We start from the raw sequence: 19,022 nt of genomic DNA on the forward strand, positions 1-19,022 counted from the left end.
TTCTCTGAACGAGAATCTATTTGATTTTAACCGAACTCACTTTATCGGCAGCGCAGCCACAACCTTTGGCACAACCGCCGCTGTTGCGCCGGTCGAATGACTTCCAGATCCGCCAGCTCATGTAGCCCGCCGCGATCAGGAATAATGCCCAAATAATGATTTGCTGCTCCATAGTTTGTTAACCTAAAATCACGGCCAATTGTTCCGCTGTGCCAGCCTGAATGCATGCTGATAATGATGCTCGCTGTGCCACGCGTAGTTTGCAATTACCTCGTCGAGGCGGAACGACTTTTCCGAACCGGGATGGAAATAGGTCCGGGCCAGGTCGTTTTCATCCAGCGAATTCAGGAGCAGTACCCAACGCAAATGCACGTAACGCAGCAGTTGCAGCGACAATTCGACCTGCGCTGTTTTGGCATCCGGCAGCTCGGCCCACAAGTGTTCCTCATAGGGTTTGATCGTCGGATTGTCCTCCGTCAATGCCAGCCTGCAGCGGGTGTAGGCATTGATATGGCTATCGGCCACGTGGTGGATCAACTGGCGTACCGTCCAGCCGTCGGGGCGGTAGGGGGTATCCAGGCGATGATCGTCCCAATTGCCCAGTAGGTTGATAAACTTAGAAGGCAATGCGCTGATAATCTGAATATTGGATTTGATCTCGGAAGGTGTGTAGCTTTCCTGTGATTGAAATTCGCCGATGGGGTATTTAAGTTCGTGTAAGTCCATGGTGCGGTATTAATTATGACCGGGTCGCCGGTGCGATGAGTGAATGAGTGGTGGGTATTTATGGTCAAGTGTAGTCATTTATGGTCATTTGTAGTCATTTATAATCAGGTGTGGGTTTCAATTTGAATACTAATCATGACTACAAATGACTATAAATGACAATTCTTGACTTCCTGACTTTTGATCGTTCAGAAATTTTCGCTGATGACCTGAACGAGTTCCGGATGGGCGCCGGGCGCGGCTGCGATGATGTCTCCTCCGAAAAGGTAGTTGTCGCCACCACTGAAATCCGTTACAATGCCACCTGCTTCCTTAATGAGCAGCGTTCCTGCGGCCATGTCCCAGGAGTTCAGGTTGTATTCGTAAAAGCCATCGAAACGGCCAGCTGCGACATAGGCCAGATCTACCGCTGCTGCGCCCATTCTGCGGATGCCGTGCGTTCTTTGCATGAGCAATTCGAGAATGTACATGTAGCGTTTTTGTTTCTCGAATCGGTAGTAGGGGAAGCCGGTCGCGATGAGCGCATCGGCCAGTTGCGGCACGGTCGATATTTTGAGGCTTTTTCCGTTGAGCCATGCGCCTCCACCTTGCCAGCCATAGAACATCTCGTTCAGGCCCGGTTCGTGGATTACACCGATCAGCAGTTCCTTTCCGCGTGCGAGGCCCACGCTCACGCAATACACGGGAATGCCGTGGATGAAGTTGGTGGTGCCGTCGAGCGGGTCGATGATCCAGTTCAATGCGTCCGGGTCAGGTTCCAGGCCCGTAGTGCCTTCCTCGGTAATGAAACTGGCTTCCGGCAGAACTTCTTTCAAACCGGCCACAAGTAGCTTTTCTGCCTCCTTGTCGACATAGGAAACGAGGTTGTTGAGGTCTTTGTACTCGATTTTGTCACGAGAAAAAAGGGCAGCTTCCTGCTGAATAAATGAGGACGCCTGCCTTACTATTTCAATGGTTTTTTGTGTCAGCAACTCCAGATCCATACGCAATTTCCTTTTGAGGAATTTTAGAGAGTGAATTGTTAATATAATAAACCCTGATGATCAGCATCGCCAGGATGGGAATTAACACCAGATTATGCTTTGCGAGGTTACCCGTTGCGCAAAGTAAGAGGAATGCATAAAAAATCAACAGAAATTGAAACCACCCCGGTTTATGCTTTTTTGAAAGCGAAAAAATGAGCGGCATCCACAGTGGAAATGCCCATAACACATCGTAATTCCAGCTGGTAACACCGTGGTTTGTCCCGAACCAAAGCAATAAAAGAATCCATCCAGCAAGGCCCGCAATGCCGAAAAGCACTTTGTCGAACACAAAATTGACCCGCTCGGTGCGGATTTGCCAATAGGTAAATGCGAGCGTCAGGATTGCGAGCGACCAGAAAACGACGGTAGGCGTAAGTGGGCCAGGGGGCGGGAATGGCGCTGCTTTGAAAATCTCCCGTGTTTCCGAAACCAATGGTGCCGTGCCGGTAGCGGTTTTCACCTTCGCATCCGCAAAAGCTGCGGCTAGATTATCGGGCAGGAAAGTGGCTTGCTCGGGTGTCGCGATTTCGTCCGAAGGGGCACCAATGGCCAGGTCCATCCCGAAGTCAGCCCAGGGATTTTGTTTGAATGCGTACAGATCGATCCACTGGCGGAAGCTCCGTTTTTCTTTGGTATAGCCGTTGTAAATCAGGCTATCGCCCACGGCTGCCTTCAATGCGACAGTCATGCGGGTGGCGCAGTTGTCGTAAAAGAACTTGTACTGATACTCGCGATTCTCGGGCAGGTAATTGTTTTCGAGAAAGTTGTAGAGCCTTTGTTTTTGGGGAATTGAAAGATTTAACACCTGCTCGGAAATAGAGCGGTTTTCTTCCTGATAATGCGCGATCTGATAGGAGAGCGGCGAAACAGAAAGGCTGTAAGGCAATGTTCCCCTCAGGAATTTGATATAAAAATTACCTTCCTGAAAACTGAATGTACCATAGTTGAATGCGCGGTCGACGCCCGTCATAGGGTCGTATACCCAAAGCACACTATGCCCGAAGCCGGAGTAGAGCTCCTGGCCCGGGGCCACCGTAACCAGGCTGATTTTGGCCGAAGGACTCAAAATGCCAAACTGCGCCCGGGAGACAACCGGCATGGCAAGCCAGACAAGGCAGATTAATAGGGCTAATCTTAAATTTTTAATCCTCATCTTCGTCGTTCGATTTTCTCTTTTCATCGGCTTTGCCAGCCACTACAATCACGATTTCGCCTTTTACCGGTTTGTCGCCAAAATGCGCGATGACCTCTGTTACGGTCCCGCGCACGTTTTCTTCAAACATTTTACTTAATTCCCTCGAAACACAAACCTGCCTGTCGGTACCGAAATGCTCGGCAAACTGCTGCAATGCTTTTACGAGCCGGTGGGGCGATTCGTAGAAAATCATTGTGCGCTCTTCATTGGCTAGGTTTTGCAGCCGGGTTTGCCTTCCTTTTTTATGAGGAAGGAAACCCTCGAACGTAAACCGGTCGCTTGGCAGGCCGGAATTAACCAGCGCCGGCACGAATGCGGTAGGCCCGGGCAGGCATTCCACAGGCAGGCCCTCACGGATGCAAGCGCGCACGAGCAGGAAGCCCGGGTCTGAAACGGCGGGTGTACCGGCGTCGGATACGAGCGCAAGCGTCTCGCCCTTGCGGATACGCTCCACGACGCGAGCGACGGTCTGGTGTTCGTTATGAATGTGATAGCTTTGTAAAGGCTTCGAAATGCCCAGGTGTTTGAGCAGGTTCCCGGATGTACGGGTATCTTCGGCCAGGACCGCGTCAACGCTTTTCAGTACGTTGATAGCCCTTAATGTAATGTCTTCGAGGTTGCCGATCGGCGTGGGTACTATGTAAAGTTTCATGCGTTATAAATCCGGTCGATCGCCGCAGCAAGCTTATGGTCTTTTTCGGTTACGGTGTCACCGGCATCGTGGGTATTCAGTTCAATATGGACCTTGTTGTACATATTCGTCCAGTAGGGGTGATGGTCCATTTCGTTGACAACATCGGCCACTTTGTTCATAAAGGCGAAAGCCGCCCGGAAATCCTTGAATGAAAAGCTCTTTTTGAGTTTGTTATCTTCTTCCTGCCACATGGTTTTCGGTGTTTTGTTGAGTTGGTCTTGCCAAAATACTTATGCCAGGGCTTGCCGCATTGCCGACGGCAGGCTGGATTTCTGCACCCGAATATAAGGCTATTCTTCGTGAAATTACACGCTGGCTTAGCCCTTTCAAGACCGATCGAGTATATTTGAACTTTGACCCCGGTTAAAAGCTTTAGAGATTATACGTGCCGGTGGGCATGTCGGCCAGAGGCCTTCGAATAGTCGGCACGAGGCAGGAGCTTCGCGCCATATTGATTAATTAACGACAGCCAGCGAAACAGCAGGCAAACATTATGAAAGTAGAACTAGTCCGCGTAGATGACGCCTTCCATTTCGAAGGCACCGGTTCCTCCGAAGTAAAAGTACATACCGACGGCTCGCCTGAAATCGGCGGCCAGAACCTCGGCGTGAGGCCGATGGAATTATTGCTGATGGGGCTCGCGAGTTGCAGCGCTATCGACGTGGTGCTGATCCTCAAAAAGCAGCGTCAGGAAATCACCGATTTTCGCATTGTGGCCGATGGCGATCGCGAGCAGGAGCCAGATACCCAGCGCAAACCGTTCCGGAAAATCCATTTGACATTCAAATTCGCGGGCGTGAACCTCGATGAGGCCAAGATCCAGCGCGCGATCGGACTTTCGATGGAGAAATATTGCTCCGCAACCGCTCAGCTGGAAGCGCTGGCGACCATTACTTATGATGTTGAAATCGCCACAGCTTAAATAATCATGCAACAATACCACGACCTGCTGCGCCATATTCTGAAAGAGGGTGTCAGGAAAACCGACCGGACCGGCACGGGCACGATCAGCGTGTTCGGCTACCAGATGCGTTTTGACCTTAAAAAAGGTTTTCCGCTGGTGACGACCAAGAAGGTGCATACCAAATCGATCATCCACGAGCTGTTGTGGTTTTTACAGGGCGATACCAATATCGGTTACCTGAAAGAGCACGGCGTGTCGATATGGGACGAGTGGGCCGACGAAAACGGCGATCTCGGCCCAGTTTACGGCAAGCAATGGCGGAGCTGGGAAGGACCGAACGGGAAATCAGTGGACCAGTTGCAGGAGGTATTGAAACAACTCAAAAACTCGCCCGACTCACGGCGCATTATCGTTTCGGCCTGGAACCCGGCCGAGTTGCCGCAAATGAAGCTGCATCCGTGCCATGCATTGTTCCAGTTTTACGTGGCGCCGCCCGACACCGAGGCCGGTGAAACGAAAAGCAAGCTCTCGTGTCAGTTGTACCAGCGCAGCGCGGATGTGTTCCTCGGCGTGCCATTCAACATCGCGAGCTACGCATTGCTTACGATGATGATCGCCCGCGAATGTGACCTCGACCTGGGCGATTTCGTGTGGACCGGCGGCGATACGCACATTTACCTCAACCATTTGGAACAGGTAGAAACGCAGCTGAGCCGCGAACCGCGCGAACTGCCTCAAATGATACTGAATCCGGAAGTGAAGAATGTGCTGGATTTCCGTTTCGAGGATTTCGAACTGCGGAACTACAACCCGTGGCCGGGTATCAAGGCCCCGGTAGCGGTGTAATAGTCGTCGCGGGATGAGCATTCAATACATATTAGAGATCGTCGGAACATTCGCATTCGCGATTTCCGGCGCATTGGCTGTGAAGGATCAGAAGCACCAGGATTGGTTTGGTGCGAGCTTCACAGCCTTTATTTCTTCCATCGGCGGTGGTACCCTGCGCGACGTGCTGCTGGACAGTTACCCGCTGGTGTGGATCAGCGATATCACGATCATCCACGCCATTATGCTGGGCATTCTCGTCACATTCATTTTTTACAAATTCCTGCTCAGGCTCAGGAAAACGCTGTTCTTGTTCGATACTTTCGGGATTGCGCTGTTTACCTTGGTAGGGACTGAAAAAGCCTTGCATTTGGGCGTGCGGCCGGAGATAGCCGTGATTATGGGCGTCTTCACCGCCACTATGGGTGGGGTGATCCGCGACATGATGACAAACGAAATCCCGATCATTTACCGGAAGGAAGTCTACGCTACGGCTTGTTTTACCGGCGCGTGTGTGTACCTGATCCTCGATGGGCTGGGCGTAGAGCGGAACACGACATTCATCGTTTCGGCACTTGTAATCATCGTGCTACGCATCCTGGCGGTACGTAATGGATGGAGCGTCCCCCGCTTTTTCAGATGATAGAAAATGGAGTGTCAGATGTAGTTAAATGTCACGCTGAGCGCAGTCGAAGCGAGGCACTATACCGCGCTTCGACTGCGCTCAGCGTGACATGACATATTATTTCTTCTTCTTTTTAACCGTGGAAACAGCTTCTTTCACTGGTGCGGCTTTGGCCTGCATTTCGGCGATCGCTTTCTCAACCTGTGGTTTGTAGAAGTTGTAAGCGCCATCTGGCGCGGCTGCGCCTACTGTCAATGCTTTTTGCGCTACGGGGATTGCCTCGGTGGTCTTGCCCAGTTTGTTCAAAATCTGCGCTTTGGTCCACAACGCACCGAATGATTCTTTCAAACCAATCGCTTTGTCGGCTAGTGACAATGCTACCTGCAAATCTTTGCCTTTTGAAAGCATATAAGCCGCGGTACTTTGCAATGTAGCTACATCTTCGGGCTTCTCTGCTACGGCTTTGTTCAGTGCTGTCATAGTCAGTGATTCGGTGCTTACTGCAAGGGGAACGGGGATATTGACGGAGGACCACGATAGGTTCAGGAACGCCGTGCTGTCGGTCACCGGTTCGATTTCGATTTTGAATGCCTCATTGTATTCATTTGAAGTAGGCACGACCATGGTACGTGCTACGTCTTCCGACTCTTTATAGTTGTCGGTTCCGCCCTGCTCATAGTTTTTATTCAAAATAACCGTCCATGCAGTGCCGTTAGGGATCGAAAACAATGCATACTTGCCAGCTGGAACCTTTTTGCCGCCGAATGTGAACTCGGTGCTGGATTCGAAAACGGTGGCCATGTTAGCACCAGTGCGCCAGATCTGGTCATATGGAGCGAGTGCGGAGCCATCGGCGAATACTTTGCGGCCTTTGATGAACGGACGCGAATATTTGACAGTGAAATCGGTTACACCTACGGTTTGCATTACTGTGGCTGCGGGGCTGGGGGCAGGCACACGCTGCGCCATTACGCTGGTCGCCATGAGGGCAGCGAGGGACATGGATAATAGATACTTTTTCATTTTTGAATAAGGTGGTTTATTGCTTTCAGTTGTTAAACTTGTGGTGAAATTAGAACGAAAAACCCAGATAGTCTAAATGAACAGGGACAGTTTGCTCGCATTGCTTGCATCGTACGAACCGGAGCCGGGCTTAGAGGCTGAAATGCACAATGATACAGTCGATTTTGTGAAACAACATTCCGAATGTTTCGACCGCAGTCTGCTGATCGGGCACATTACGGCTTCCGGCTGGGTGCTTTCGCCGGGAAAGGATGCGGTGTTGCTGATGCACCACCGCAAGCTCGACCGCTGGTTCCAGCCCGGAGGCCATTGTGACGGCGACCCCGATGTAAGGGAGGTGGCTATGAAAGAGGTAATGGAAGAAACCGGTATCACCGACCTCCAAGCATTGAAAGACGGGATTTTCGACGTCGATGTGCATTTAATTCCTGCCAATAAAGACGTCCCGGAGCATTACCACTACGATATCCGTTTCGCATTCAAGGCAGCCGCAGGGCAGGAAATAGTATTGAATAGCGAATCCAAAGACGTGCAATGGGTACCTGTTTCACAAGTACAGCATTCCAACGACTCCGAGTCGATTATGCGGATGGTAAGGAAGACTAGCGCTTTATAAATTTCAATGTTCTTTCCTGGTTGTCGACTTTGAGCCGGACCAGGTAGAGGCCGGATGCGAACCGGGCGGTGGCAATGGTGTGTTTGCCGGTCAGGCGCGTGGCGGCTGCAAGCATGGTTGCTCCGCTTGCTGCATACACGCTCACATTCGCCGTTTTACCGATCAACGTTTGCGGAATGGTCAGCGTCACTTCATCCTGTGCCGGATTGGGTGAAAGAATGACGGAGCTCAGGAGCTCGCTTTCGGTACCTAGCGGGAAAAATTCGTTTTGGGCGATTTCTTGTGCTTTAATCAGGTTGGGGACGCCATAACCCAGCATATTGTTTGGTGTTGCGGCCAGGTGCCCCGATTTCTTTAATACATAAATAACCTGCTGCGCTGTCAGGTTTGGAAATGCCTGCCAGAAAATCGCGGCGACACCGGCAATTTGCGGAGCTGAAAATGAAGTGCCGTAACCGCTGGAGGCGCCGCCTGTCAGGTCTCCGATAGTGGCGCCGGCGCCGACGGCCGAAACGTCGGGTTTCTGAACGCCTGCGGAATTGGGCCCTGTCGAACTTAACGAGGCGTAGCTGCGATCGGCGTTCGTCGCCCCGACGGTCAGTACCGAATCCACATCGGCGGGTGCACCTATGTAATGCCAACTGTTGTTTCCATCATTACCTGCCGAATTCACAACCAGGATACCCTTGCGCGTGGCGTAACGTGCGGCGCGGCTCACGATCGTCGTTTTACCGTCCATATCCTTATAGGTGTGGTTGTAGGCGGGGGAGTCGAACTCGTCCTCGAATGTCGTGTAGCCGAGCGAAGAATTGATCACGTCCACGCCGAGGCTGTCGGCACGCTCGGCCGCCATAAGCCAGGTGATTTCTTCGTAAGGAGATTCGCCTGCATTGTTTTCTGTCACATACAATGCAAAAGAGGCTTTAAAGGCGGTTCCTACCAATGTGCCGGGCAGGTAACCTGCGATGGTCGACATCACACTCAGCCCATGGAAGCCGTCGTTATAGATATTGCCGTCGCGGGCCACGAAATCATGGGTGTCGATAATGCGGTTTTCATCGCGCACCTGTTTAAAATAAGGCACTTCGTCACCCTTGGCAAAGCCGTTGTCGAGAATAGCAATAAGCATGTTTTCACCCTGGAAACCTTTTTTGTGCATGTCAGCCACTTCCATGAGGGCAAGCTGCGTATTCATTTTGCCGTAATCGATATCGGCGGTTGTACCTAGTTTTTGGTGCGTTGCTGCGGTACGGGCAATGCCGGGTGATTTGGAAGTAATATTGGCAACGGGCAGGTTCAGCTCAATACCTTTGTAGAATGCCAACGCCTTGATTTGCGTAAGCTGCGCGTCGGAAGCTTCCACCAATGCACCATTGAACCAGCGGGTAGGGTAAATGACCTTCGCCCCTGTTTGCCGGATGGCCGTCAGGTAGCCTGGATTGACGGGAAGATCGTTTGCAGTAATGGCGATGTTCTGTTTTTTACGGCGATCGACGGATCTTTGGGATAGAAATTCAGTTGGCTTATCGACGGAATAGGTGCTATTGGCTTTGTCCTTAAATAGCACGAGATATCTCGGATTGCTCTGAGCGAAAGCAGTGGCTTGGGCAAGCAGTAATGAGAATGCGGTAAGCAGTAAAGTTTTTTTCATGGACGCGTTTTTTTGAAAGCAACGTTCGCCGCTCCTGTTTCCATATACTTCTCCAAAGGCAAAATTGTGGCGGTTATCCTGTGGCTAGGCTACTTTTTCGCCCGGTATATCGCGACCGCCGAGGTGGTCGCATTCGAGCAATGCTTTGATGCCGGGGAAAGGTACGACGGTTTTGAGATAACCATAATTATCGGCCAATGTAATGGTGCGGTTGTTATCGCCCATCGAAATGTCGATATCGGCCATCCCGAACTGGCAGGGATGCTCGTAGCCCGAAGCGTGGGTGATTTCGATGATCTCCTTCGCCAGGGTTTTCATGTAGTTGTTGAACCGCTCGCTTTTCAATGCCGGGTCGATGCCCGATTCCAGCCATTTGTTGTTGGTGGCAATGCCGGTAGGGCAGCGGTTGGTATGGCAGCTCTGCGCCTGAATGCAGCCGATGGAAAGCATGGCCTCGCGCGCCACATTGATAATATCGGCCCCCATAGCGAATGCCATTACGGCTTGCGCAGGCAAGCCAAGTTTGCCCGAGGCGATGAAGGTGATCTTATCGTTCAGGTTATGTTTCTGGAAAATTTTGTAAACCGTGCTGAATGCGAACACGAGCGGCAGCGACACGTGGTCTGCAAATGACGGAGGTGCTGCTCCGGTACCTCCTTCGCCGCCATCGATGGTAATGAAGTCGGGTCCTTTACCAGTTTCGACCATAAGGTCGGCCAGCTCCTCCCACATTTCCGTTTTGCCCACGGCGGATTTAATACCGACGGGTAAGCCGGTTTGAGCGGCCATCGCTTCGATGAAGTCGATCATTTCACGCACATTCGAGAATGCGCTGTGGTAGGGAGGCGAAACAACGTCCTTTCCGATCGGTACCCCGCGGATTTCAGCGATTTCGGCCGTGATTTTGCTCGCGGGCAGCACGCCACCCTTGCCCGGCTTGGCGCCTTGCGATAGTTTCAGCTCGATCATCCGCACACTCGGGTTGTTCTGCATCAGCTTCACGAGCTTCTCCATTACAAAGTTACCGTCATCGTCGCGCACGCCGAAATACGAGGTCCCCATATTGAAAACTACATCCGCGCCATATTTGTGATAAGGGGAAAGTCCGCCTTCGCCGGTATTATGGTAGTTGCCGAATTTGAAAGAACCTTTATTTAAAGATTCAATCGCACGGGCAGAAAGCGAGCCGTAGCTCATAGCGCTCACGTTCACAACCGAACGCGGGCGGTACGGGCGCTTGCGTTGGTGGTACGCGCCAATGACTTTGGCACTCGGAATGGTGTAATGGTGCGGATCGTTGCCGTTTTTGACGTGGTGGCTGTGGGTGGAATCCACACGGAAAGGAAGCATGGCGGGCTTAATGAGCACATAACCCGCTTCCTGCATATTCTGGTCGGTGCCGAAACCCTGGTAGTTGTTTTCTTTTTTAGAAGAAGCATAAATCCAGGAGCGCTGCCTGCGATTGAACGGCAGCTCCTCCCGATTGTTGGCTACAATATATTGGCGCAGCTCCGGCCCGATCGTCTCGATCATATACCGGAAATGCCCTACCAATGGAAAGTTATGCTGAATGGTATGCCTTTTCTGTAACACATCCCTGAGGGCGATAATAATGGCGATGGCCAGGATAATATAAAGCCAGACAGGCACCGATGCCAGGAACGACCAGACAGTTTCCATAAACAATTCCAGATGGTGAATATTCTAAACTTCTTCCCAGGTGGTAACCTTTGCGAGGTCTTTCCAGTAACCGGGGTAAGATTTTACGACCACGCCCGGTTCCTCGATAAGGATTTCGCTCACCATGCCTACGGGCGCGAACGCCATTGCCATACGGTGGTCGTCGTAGGTGTGAATGGACGGTACCGGATCGGTCGGGATGTCGGAAAGGGTCGTTACCTCGTATAAATGATCTTTTTCAACCTCTTTCAGTTCTGCACCCAGCTTTTTAAGTTCTTGCTGTAATGCAAAAATGCGGTCGGTTTCTTTGATTTTAAGGCTTTCTACGCCGGTTAGCGACAGACGTATCTTTTTGATCGCGCACACGACGGCTACGGTCTGGGCCAAGTCAGGACAGTTGGTGAAATCCCAGCCCAGCGATGCTTTCGCGGGAATTTTGGTCAAAAGCACACCGCGGTCGGTGAATACGCTTTCCACACCCAGGTGGCGCATAATGTCGACAATGGCGCTATCGCCTTGCAGCGAGTTTTTCTTCAATCCCAGCAATTCCACTTCCGCATCCTCAGCTAATGCCACAATGCTGTACCAGTAGCTCGCACCCGACCAGTCGGATTCGATCGCGTAAGGTTTGGGCTGGTATTTGAATGGGGGGATCGTCAGTATATTATGTTCCCAGTCGGCGATGTATTCGATACCGAAATGCGCCATTTGGTTCAAAGTCATTTCAATGTACGGTCTTGAACCTACCTCGCCTTCGAGTTTGATTTTCAAACCGGCAGGTAATTGCGGCGCGATCATCAGCAATGCCGAAATGTATTGGCTGCTCACGTCGCCGCGCATGGTCAGTTCATTGTTTCCCGAGTAATTGAAACCATTCAATTGTAGCGGCGGGTAGCCTTCCACTTTTTCATACGTAATATCCGCCCCGAGCTTGCGCAGCGCATCCACCAGTATCCCGATCGGGCGCTCGCACATACGTGGCGTGCCGGTCATGGTTTTCTTTTGGCCTGTAACCGAAAAATAGGCCGTCAGAAAGCGCATGGTGGTACCTGCGTCGATCACGTCCGCCACGGCGTCGTTTGAATTGAGCAGGCGGAGCATGGTTTGCGAGTCGCGGGCTTCGGAAATGTTGGTGAGCTCGGACTGGAAACCGGTGAGCGCATTGATGATCAGAGCGCGGTTACATTCACTTTTGGATGCGGCAAGCTGTATTTCAGCACGTATGGGTTGTTGGGGGGGATGAACGAGAATGGATTTCACTTTTCAGATATGGTGTTTCGCAATTAATAGGTTTCAAGCACTTTCAGCTTATTCCTGGAATTGATTTTCAGGGAAGCGAACGTGAATTTATAACAAATATACCCCGCAGCCATGAGCGAACCGCCGATGACGAGCGTGGAGGTGTCGGTTGTATAGCGTTTGTTGTCGACGCCTTTGTTGAAGAAATCGGCTCCGATAAAGATCAAACCGGCCAGCGGAAGCAATGGGGCGGCCTGTGAAACGAAGGGTATTCTCCGGGAAACCTTCAACAGGCGAATGTCTTCGAGCAATATGCGCTGATAGTCCATCCGGCCCACGGCCTCGTTCACTACGCCGATCGTGAAAGCGGAATCGTCTACCGAAGCGATCGTTTCGTTGAAGCGGATGGTTTCGTTCTTCATCCGGAATTTGATATTGTCTCCCGGAAAGAACCGGTATCGGTGAAAGCCGCCGATGACAGGTGAAGCGTCGAGTACCAGATATTTTTGTCCCGGCGTGGCGATTACCCGGCTGCTGCTGCCCTGTTTCAGAAAGAGTTCTTCACTGGAAAGGGTTTTTTTAGGGTCATAATGGTCTTGCGACCATGCTTTGATATTCCCCAGGAACAGCAAAACGACAATGGGAAGGAGTTGTCTCATAGTACTAAAAGAATGGTTCAAATATAGGGAATCATTCTCTTAAACGGGCACAACTGTTGCATTGTTGCTCATTAAAAACGGGTTAAACTAATCGTCCTCAGCCGTTTCTTCCTTTGAAACCTTTACAGATACACCACCGGATACAAGCATCTTCATCACATCCGTCGCTTTGGCGTCAACGGGCGTTACATGCTCGGTGGGCACAATAAAAAGTTCGCCTGAAAGCGAGTAGGAGAGCGGCATGTATACCGCCACATGGTCAGCGATTTTGAGGTGGCTGAGGTCGGTTTGGGTGATGAAACCGATCTTTTTAATATCAGTATCCTTATACATCGTCACCAGCACAGGCTGGTTGAACTTCTTTTTATCTCCTACAAATGCAAGAATGAGGTCCTTGATAGAGTAGTATATCAAACTCACCAGCGGAATGCGGCGCATAATGCTTTCGGTGAACTTGAAAAACGACTGCGGGACGATCGTGGAGAACAGGAAACCGAGCAGGATAATGCCTAAAATGATGATCAGCACGCCCAGGCCTGGCAGGTATACCATCTGCTGGTTTGAGATCGGGATTTCGATGGGGAGGATATTGTCAAGATATTCGACGCCCGACCAGATAATGAGGACGGTCGCGTAGAGTGGCGCCACCAGCACAAGCCCCCGGATGAAGTAGCTGATGATGCGTTTGAGGAATGCGTTTTTAATTTCCATATTTGCACGCCGGGCGTGGACGACCAGTTGCGGGCGGCTAGTTGCGAACGGCTAGTTGCGAACGGCTAGTTGCGGCACGCAAGGTGCGCTGGTTGGCGGTAGGGCAAAATTAGCAAGAAGTTCATTATTTGACGTATATGTATCAGGCCAGTTATTTAAAACATTTTACCGAGCAGGTTTTTCTGGCAATAGGATGTCCCCAGGACGAGGCCCGGCTGGCCTCCGAAGTATTGGTCAGCGCGGACTTGCGCGGCGTGGATTCCCATGGGATCGCCCGTTTGGCAGGGTATGTAAGACTTTACGACCACGGGCGTTTGAACCCGAAACCAAATGTCACCATCGCTTATGAAACTCCCAGCACGGCTGTGGTGGACGGGGATCGCGGATTGGGATTGGTAGTAGCGCCGCAAGCGATGGAAATTGCAATGGAAAAGGCAGAGAAAGTGGGCTCCGGTTGGGTGTCTGTTAGAAACTCAAACCATTTCGGCATTGCGGGCTATCACGCCATGCTTGCATTACAAAAGGATATGATCGGCTGGACCATGACGAATGCGGCACCGCTCGTTACTCCAACCTTTTCATTGGATAAGTTATTAGGTACAAATCCCATTGCGGTAGCAGTGCCCGCATTGACAGAACCTGCCTTTGTGGCAGACTTCGCGTCGACAGCCGTGGCTTACGGCAAATTTGAAATATTACAAAGAAAAGGCCTTCCGGCGCCGCTAGGCTGGGCTCAGGACGCGGATGGTAACCCTACCACCGATTCCAATGCCGTAAAAAGCGGCGGTGGTTTGCTTCCGCTAGGTTCCGACCGCGAGCATGGCAGCCACAAAGGTTACGGACTGGGTGCGATAGTGGATATTTTTTCCGGAGTGCTTTCAGGTGCTAACTTTGGGCCGTGGGTGCCGCCGTTCGCTACTGCAGGTTTCATGGGCGTGCAGCAGAGCGTCGGGCTTGGTACCGGGCATTTTCTCGGCGCAATGCGTGTGGACGGATTTCGTCCGGCTGACGAGTTTAAAGCGGATATGGACAAGTGGATCGGTGCATTCCGTAATGCGCGGGCCGTCGATGGCGAAAAGGTGCTTATTCCCGGTGATCCGGAAAGAGAAATGGAAGCTGAACGTAGTGTGAACGGTATCAAACTGCTCGAACCGGTAGTTTTGTCACTTGATGAGCTGGCGAAGCGCTTCGGCATACCATTTGAAATCAATTTGTAAACAAGAAAAAACAAAAGCCGACGGCCGACTGCCGAAGGCCGACAGCTAAAACATATGTCGCGCAATTTTAGAATAGGGTTGTTCATTACAATCGCGATCCTCGTCACCACCTTCTCTTTCTATTTCTGGCAGATCTTCCGGACGCCGAATTTGCAGGTCGATAAAAAATCGAGCTTCGTGTTGCTCGTCCCTCAAAATGCTACTTACAAAACGGTGCTGGACTCATTGAATCGTCATGAGGTAATTAATGACCATATTTCTTTCCAGTTTCTGGCTAAATTTTTGAAATACACCGAGAAAGTGAAGCCTGGCCGGTACGTGATCAAGCCGGAGAGCAACAACTATGAGGTAATCAAAAAACTCTCGTCAGGGAGCCAGGATGCGGTGAAGCTGACATTTAACAATATCCGTCTGAAAGAAGATTTGATCAAACGCATCGGTTCCCGGTTCGAGTTTGGAGAGGACAACTTCCGCAAAGCACTGAACGACCCGGCGGTTTGCAATAAATATGGCCTCGATACCCTGACGATCGTTTCGATGTTCCTGCCTAACACTTACGAAATATACTGGACTACCGGCACGGAGAAGTTCCTCGATCGTATGCACAGCGAATACAAGAAGTTCTGGACCGACGAGAAGATCGCGAAAGCCAAAGAAATTGGATTGACACCCGTTCAGGTTTCGATTCTGGCTTCCATTGTGGAGGAAGAACAGGCGCGCAAAGTAGACGAGCGGCCGCGCGTGGCTGGGTTGTATATCAATCGTCTGCATGCCAACATGCCATTACAAGCTGATCCTACCATCAAATTTGCATTGCAGGATTTTGCGATCAAGCGGATTCTCAATCAGCAGTTGATGATCAAATCGCCTTACAATACCTACATTAATACCGGCTTGCCTCCGGGCCCGATCCGTGTCGCGGATTTCAATTCGCTGGATGCGGTTTTGAACTACGAAAAGCACGATTATACTTATATGTGTGCTAAAGCAGACCTCTCGGGGTACCACGCTTTTGCCACGAATTACGCTGACCACCTCAACAATGCGCGTCTTTATCAGGCTGAGTTGAACCGGTTGAAAATCATGAAGTAGGATGTTTGTTCACGAAGTTAAGGGCATCAGGGTGCGGTACGCCGACACCGACCAGATGGGATATGTGTATTACGGAAATTACGCCCGGTATTATGAGATCGGCAGGGTAGAGGCATTGCGCAGCCTGGATTTCCATTATAAGGCGATGGAAGATTCGGGTGTGATGATGCCGGTTTATGAATGCCATTACAAATACCTGAAACCAGCCCGCTATGACGACGAGCTGAATATTCTGGTTAAAATTGAGGAATTGCCCGGTGTGCGTATTCGGTTCGCCTATGAAATCCGCAATCAGGAACGTGTTTTGCTCAATACCGGGGATACCACATTGGTTTTCCAGCGAATGGACACCGGCAAACTATGCCCGGCGCCCGATAAACTGCTGGAAAAACTGAAACCCTATTTTGAACCAAAGGGATAACACGCGGCCGGTTATGCTTGAAAAACTGCTGATAAACCGCCACATCAAGCGCATTATTACCTGGTTGCAGCAAACGACGCTCTTCCGGGGAACAGTGTCGTTGTATGATATTCTCCTGAACCTGATCAACAGCAATAGGAAGCACGAGATCGATCAGCGTGCTTCGGCGGTGGCTTATAGCCTCACATTGGCTGCATTTCCGGGAATAATCTTCCTCTTTACGCTCATTCCCTACATCCCGATCAAGAACTTTGATCAAATGATTTTCGCATTGCTTCGCGACAATATGCCGCGTGGCACGTTTGAAGCCGCTGATCAGACGATCCTGGACATTGTGAGCCGGCCGCGGTCCGGTGTACTCTCGCTCGGTTTCATCTTTGCGATGATCGCCTCCACCAATGGCATGATGTCGCTCATGCGGGCGTTCGATATGGTGTATGATGATACAGAAACGCGCGGCTTTCTTGCCATTCGTGCCATTGCTATGATGCTTACGCTACTGCTTATCGCGGTGCTTTTTCTTTCGGTGGTTTTGCTGATCGTGGGAGATGCCGTGATGAACATCATAGGCGACTGGCACATTATCCGTGATAACTGGCTCATTGCCTTGCTTAATATTCTGCGTTATTTGATCAGCTTTGGCTCGCTGATGCTGACGATTTCGATTATCTACCGGTTCGCGCCCTCGCACGGGCGCCAGTTTACGTTCGTGAACGCAGGTTCGGTGATTGCGTCCGTTCTTATCCTCGCGGCTACCTATGGATTTTCCTTCTATCTTTCACGTTTCAGCTCCTACAACAAGCTCTATGGTTCGATTGGCACCATGATCGCGCTGATGATTTGGATTTACCTGCTTGCATTTGTGATTATTCTGGGTTTTGAAATCAATGCGAGTATTAACCGGGCGCGCGGTCGGCTGACTTCCAAGCGCGTGGTAAAGCGGTGATTTGCCGGATAATAACATTATCGGCATCTCCGGTTTGTTGTTGGTAATTTTGTGGTGCGGTGCCCTTATCCCCTCCGAATACACACCGTAAATGAAGGGACCGCTTGGAGCGCACGACATGACAAACTTGGAAAAACCACTCGTTACAGTTATCCTGACGACCTATAATCAGGAGAAGTACATTGAGGAAGCTTTGACTTCCGTTTTCTACCAGACTTATCCGTACATTCAGCTGATCGTCATCGACAATGCAAGCAAAGACAATACGCTGGGTGTGATCGAAAGTTTCAAAAGGAAGGCGCCCGCCTTTCAGGTAATCCGCAATCGCCATAACCTGGGCCTTTGCAGGGCATTCAACCAGGGCTTAACCATCGCGCAAGGCAAATATGTGATTGATCTCTCCGGGGACGACGTAATGATCGCCGACCGGATCGAAAAACAGGTGGAAACTTTCGAAGCGCTTTCAGAGGACTATGCCGTTGTGTTTACCAACGCACGGTACATCGGAAAGTCCGGGCAGCAGCTGCATTACCATTATGAAACCGATAACCGGGGGAAGGCGGCCTGTAAGGTACCGTCGGGCGATGTTTACAAAAATATCCTCGAACGGTATTTCATCTGTACGCCCACGATGATGATGCGGACAGCCACATTGCAGCTCCTGGGTGGCTATGACGAAACGCTGGCATTTGAGGACTTCGATTTCTGGGTCCGGTCGTCGGTCCGTTTTAAATACTTCTACCTCGACGAAATCCTGACCAAAAAGCGGGTGCTCAAAACTTCGCTTTCAACTGGTGTTTACAAAAAAGGAAGTGGAATGCTGCAGTCGTACTATGCGGTTTGCAACAAAGCATATGATCTGAACCGTGACCAGAAAGAGTTCGATCTTTTAGCCGCGCGCATACGTACATTTATCCGTAAATGTCTGTACGCGCAAGAGTTTGAACTCGCTGTACGTTTTCGCCGGTTATTGAACTATATTGAGAACCCGGGCTTGCAGACAGAGCTGATCGTACTAATGTGCAGGCTGCATTTGCCGGTGAATTTCGCTTACAGGTTCTACATCGAAAATTTAAAAAAAATGACGCCGCAGGAAGGATTTGCATTTTGATTTTGTTAGGTCAAAAAGTAAAAATTTCCCTTATGCCTGCTGAGTTTGTTAAAATTTATCCCCAAAACCCTGACGAGCGTCGAATCCGTCAGGTAGTGGACTGTCTTCGCGACGGAGGTTTGGTGATTTATCCGACCGATACGGTGTACGGTCTCGGCTGCGATATTTACAACACCCGCGCAGTCGAGAAAATAGCGCGTATCAAAGGCATCAAGCCACAGAAAAACGACTTTTCATTTATCTGCTACGACCTGAGCCACATTTCCGACTTTGCGAAAGTGGGCAATACTGCCTTCAAAACCATGAAAAGGGTGCTCCCCGGGCCGTACACATTCATCCTCGAAGCGACGAGCAATGTCCCTAAGCTTTTGAATACGAATAAAAAAACGGTCGGAATAAGGGTGCCAGACAACCTTATTCCCCGTTTGATCGTAAAGGAGTTAGGGAACCCGATCGTGACGACTTCCATCCGGGACGACGACGAGATCATCGAGTATTCGACCGATCCCGAACTGATTTTCGAGAAGTTCCAGCACCAGGTAGATATGGTGGTCGACGGGGGGTACGGGGGTAACGTGGCGTCTACCATTGTGAAGGCGGATGGCGATGATTTTGAGATCATTCGGGAAGGCCTGGGTGACGTAAGTATCTTCCTTTGAGAT

At 50.8% G+C, this 19,022-nt stretch carries 21 protein-coding genes and 1 pseudogene; 10 read left to right on the top strand and 12 right to left on the bottom strand.

Annotated elements, in window-relative coordinates; translation table 11 throughout:
* Positions 1–16: 16 nt before the first annotated feature.
* The 6 genes and pseudogenes from ACQ4MZ_RS11860 to ACQ4MZ_RS11885 all read right to left on the bottom strand — a co-directional run.
* Complete coding sequence (locus ACQ4MZ_RS11860; RefSeq protein WP_430845237.1) at positions 17–172, bottom strand: FeoB-associated Cys-rich membrane protein; 156 nt, start codon at positions 170–172, stop codon at positions 17–19.
* A 17-nt stretch (positions 173–189) separates the two neighbouring features.
* Positions 190–726, bottom strand: a complete 537-nt coding sequence (locus tag ACQ4MZ_RS11865) for a YfiT family bacillithiol transferase (RefSeq protein ID WP_430845238.1) — start codon at positions 724–726, stop codon at positions 190–192.
* 188 nt (positions 727–914) lie between these two features.
* Entirely contained in the window at positions 915–1,709 is a 795-nt protein-coding gene (locus ACQ4MZ_RS11870; RefSeq protein ID WP_430845240.1) for an inositol monophosphatase family protein, read from the bottom strand.
* Complete coding sequence (locus ACQ4MZ_RS11875) at positions 1,675–2,904, bottom strand: DUF4105 domain-containing protein (RefSeq protein WP_430845242.1); 1,230 nt, start codon at positions 2,902–2,904, stop codon at positions 1,675–1,677. The genes ACQ4MZ_RS11870 and ACQ4MZ_RS11875 overlap by 35 nt, the downstream gene beginning before the upstream one ends.
* Complete coding sequence (gene rsmI, locus ACQ4MZ_RS11880; RefSeq protein ID WP_430845243.1) at positions 2,894–3,598, bottom strand: 16S rRNA (cytidine(1402)-2'-O)-methyltransferase; 705 nt, start codon at positions 3,596–3,598, stop codon at positions 2,894–2,896. The genes ACQ4MZ_RS11875 and rsmI overlap by 11 nt, the downstream gene beginning before the upstream one ends.
* Positions 3,595–3,846: pseudogene (locus tag ACQ4MZ_RS11885) on the bottom strand (4a-hydroxytetrahydrobiopterin dehydratase); the annotation flags it as partial. The gene rsmI and the pseudogene ACQ4MZ_RS11885, both read right to left, overlap by 4 nt.
* 287 nt (positions 3,847–4,133) lie before the next feature.
* Between ACQ4MZ_RS11885 and ACQ4MZ_RS11890 the strand changes: the two are divergent.
* The 3 genes from ACQ4MZ_RS11890 to ACQ4MZ_RS11900 are packed head-to-tail and all read left to right on the top strand — an operon-like array spanning position 4,134 to position 6,012.
* Positions 4,134–4,562 (top strand): OsmC family protein, encoded by a 429-nt coding sequence (locus ACQ4MZ_RS11890; RefSeq protein WP_430845245.1) that lies wholly within the window; start codon positions 4,134–4,136, stop codon positions 4,560–4,562.
* 6 nt (positions 4,563–4,568) lie between these two features.
* Positions 4,569–5,390 carry a thymidylate synthase gene (locus tag ACQ4MZ_RS11895; RefSeq protein WP_430845246.1) on the top strand — a complete coding sequence of 274 codons (822 nt, stop codon included), beginning with the start codon at positions 4,569–4,571 and terminating at the stop codon, positions 5,388–5,390.
* Between the two features lie 13 nt (positions 5,391–5,403).
* On the top strand, positions 5,404–6,012 hold the full coding sequence (locus tag ACQ4MZ_RS11900; RefSeq protein WP_430845248.1) for a trimeric intracellular cation channel family protein: 609 nt from the start codon (positions 5,404–5,406) through the stop codon (positions 6,010–6,012).
* Positions 6,013–6,111: 99 nt separating this feature from the next.
* On the opposite strand, the gene ACQ4MZ_RS11905 is transcribed toward ACQ4MZ_RS11900, so the two are convergent.
* Positions 6,112–7,017 (bottom strand): DUF2911 domain-containing protein, encoded by a 906-nt coding sequence (locus ACQ4MZ_RS11905; protein WP_430845249.1) that lies wholly within the window; start codon positions 7,015–7,017, stop codon positions 6,112–6,114.
* Positions 7,018–7,093: 76 nt separating this feature from the next.
* Here ACQ4MZ_RS11905 and ACQ4MZ_RS11910 point away from each other — a divergent pair, with 76 nt between their 5' ends.
* Entirely contained in the window at positions 7,094–7,633 is a 540-nt protein-coding gene (locus ACQ4MZ_RS11910; protein WP_430845251.1) for an NUDIX hydrolase, read from the top strand.
* Here ACQ4MZ_RS11910 and ACQ4MZ_RS11915 read toward each other — a convergent pair.
* The 5 genes from ACQ4MZ_RS11915 to ACQ4MZ_RS11935 form a co-directional block, all read right to left on the bottom strand.
* A complete protein-coding gene (locus ACQ4MZ_RS11915) occupies positions 7,620–9,284 on the bottom strand; it encodes a S8 family peptidase (protein ID WP_430845252.1) in 1,665 nt (554 codons plus the stop codon). The two genes, ACQ4MZ_RS11910 and ACQ4MZ_RS11915, sit on opposite strands and share 14 nt — an antisense overlap.
* Positions 9,285–9,368: 84 nt before the next feature.
* Complete coding sequence (locus ACQ4MZ_RS11920; protein WP_430845254.1) at positions 9,369–10,964, bottom strand: FMN-binding glutamate synthase family protein; 1,596 nt, start codon at positions 10,962–10,964, stop codon at positions 9,369–9,371.
* Positions 10,965–10,988: 24 nt separating this feature from the next.
* Positions 10,989–12,224 (bottom strand): 3-phosphoshikimate 1-carboxyvinyltransferase, encoded by a 1,236-nt coding sequence (locus ACQ4MZ_RS11925; protein ID WP_430845255.1) that lies wholly within the window; start codon positions 12,222–12,224, stop codon positions 10,989–10,991.
* Positions 12,225–12,247: 23 nt separating this feature from the next.
* A complete protein-coding gene (locus ACQ4MZ_RS11930; RefSeq protein WP_430845257.1) occupies positions 12,248–12,862 on the bottom strand; it encodes a hypothetical protein in 615 nt (204 codons plus the stop codon).
* A gap of 87 nt (positions 12,863–12,949) precedes the next feature.
* Positions 12,950–13,573: a DUF502 domain-containing protein gene (locus tag ACQ4MZ_RS11935; RefSeq protein WP_430845259.1), complete on the bottom strand. Its 624-nt coding sequence runs from the start codon at positions 13,571–13,573 to the stop codon at positions 12,950–12,952.
* A gap of 137 nt (positions 13,574–13,710) precedes the next feature.
* On the opposite strand from ACQ4MZ_RS11935, the gene ACQ4MZ_RS11940 reads away from it, so the two are divergent.
* From ACQ4MZ_RS11940 to ACQ4MZ_RS11965, 6 genes are all read left to right on the top strand, one after another.
* Positions 13,711–14,790, top strand: coding sequence for an Ldh family oxidoreductase (locus ACQ4MZ_RS11940; protein WP_430845261.1), 1,080 nt, complete (start codon positions 13,711–13,713; stop codon positions 14,788–14,790).
* A gap of 54 nt (positions 14,791–14,844) precedes the next feature.
* On the top strand, positions 14,845–15,882 hold the full coding sequence (gene mltG / locus ACQ4MZ_RS11945) for an endolytic transglycosylase MltG (RefSeq protein ID WP_430845263.1): 1,038 nt from the start codon (positions 14,845–14,847) through the stop codon (positions 15,880–15,882).
* A gap of 1 nt (position 15,883) precedes the next feature.
* The gene (locus ACQ4MZ_RS11950) at positions 15,884–16,303 is read left to right on the top strand and encodes an acyl-CoA thioesterase (protein ID WP_090373563.1); all 420 of its coding nucleotides are present in this window, start codon (positions 15,884–15,886) and stop codon (positions 16,301–16,303) included.
* 13 nt (positions 16,304–16,316) lie between these two features.
* Complete coding sequence (locus ACQ4MZ_RS11955) at positions 16,317–17,249, top strand: YihY/virulence factor BrkB family protein (RefSeq protein WP_430845265.1); 933 nt, start codon at positions 16,317–16,319, stop codon at positions 17,247–17,249.
* A 118-nt stretch (positions 17,250–17,367) separates the two neighbouring features.
* Positions 17,368–18,360 carry a glycosyltransferase family 2 protein gene (locus ACQ4MZ_RS11960; protein WP_430845364.1) on the top strand — a complete coding sequence of 331 codons (993 nt, stop codon included), beginning with the start codon at positions 17,368–17,370 and terminating at the stop codon, positions 18,358–18,360.
* 32 nt (positions 18,361–18,392) lie between these two features.
* Positions 18,393–19,019, top strand: a complete 627-nt coding sequence (locus ACQ4MZ_RS11965; protein ID WP_106596006.1) for an L-threonylcarbamoyladenylate synthase — start codon at positions 18,393–18,395, stop codon at positions 19,017–19,019.
* Positions 19,020–19,022: the final 3 nt, after the last annotated feature.

This window comes from Dyadobacter sp. BHUBP1, from assembly GCF_050587785.1.
In the GTDB taxonomy this organism is placed as follows: Bacteria; Bacteroidota; Bacteroidia; order Cytophagales; family Spirosomataceae; genus Dyadobacter.